The 855-nt window shown below is 61.6% G+C and carries 1 protein-coding gene and 1 pseudogene; both read right to left on the bottom strand.

The window, feature by feature from the left end:
• Positions 1-177, bottom strand: a pseudogene (locus EN991_RS41480) (ABC transporter substrate-binding protein); the annotation flags it as partial.
• Between the two features lie 96 nt (positions 178-273).
• Positions 274-855: SMP-30/gluconolactonase/LRE family protein (locus EN991_RS38085; RefSeq protein WP_164769750.1), on the bottom strand; the 582-nt coding region annotated here is incomplete at its 5' end.

Raw genomic sequence — 855 nt, forward strand, 5'->3', positions numbered from 1 at the left:
CACCTTGTCGGCGACCGCCTTCTTGGTGACGATGCCATAGCTGTCGAGCATCGCCTGCCGCCAGGAATTGCCGGCATAATTGTTGGAAAAAGCAATCTTCTTGCCACTGGTGTCGGCCAGCGCCGTGCCCGAAGCGAGCATTGCCGCCAGAGCGCCCAGAACGAACAGTTTCTTCATGTCGTTATCCTCCCAGATGTGTTGACTGCTGTATTCCCACCGGCTTTGACCCCGGCCTCACTCCCAACTCTGATTTGAGCACGGATTGTCGCGAGCTCAAAACAGTCTCAATCCCGGCACGCGCACCCTGAGCCGGTACAGCGACGTCGACGCGGCAATGTAGAGGCTTTGCAAATCGTCGTCGCCGAAGGTGAAATTCGCGCAATCTTCAGGCGTCCGGATGACGCCAAGAATGGTGCCCGACGCGTCGAAAATGTGGATGCCGCCGGGTCCGGTGCAGTAAAGATTGCCGCGGCTGTCGATCTTCATGCCGTCGGGCGCTCCCGGCCCCTCGCCCTCGGTTACTGCCCACACCGCGCCGCCATTGAGGTCGCCATTGGCTTCGACGCCGAACACCCTGATGTGCCCGCGTTCGGTGTCGTTGATGAACAGCCGCGACTCGTCCAGCGAAAAGCACAGCCCGTTCGGCTGCCCGAAATCGTCGGCCAGCAATGTCAGCCGGGCGCCGCCGCCATCGATGCGGTAGACGCCCTGGAACGGCAGCTCCTGCGGGCGTGGCACGCCATAGAACTCCCTCCGGCCATAGCCCGGATCGGTGAAGTAGATCGATCCGCCGGTGGCAACGACGATATCGTTCGGACTGTTGAGCTGCTTGCCCTGATGGTGCGTGGCCAGCAC

It is taken from the genome of Mesorhizobium sp. M7A.F.Ca.US.005.03.2.1, assembly GCF_003997795.1.
GTDB lineage: Bacteria > Pseudomonadota > Alphaproteobacteria > Rhizobiales > Rhizobiaceae > Mesorhizobium > Mesorhizobium ciceri.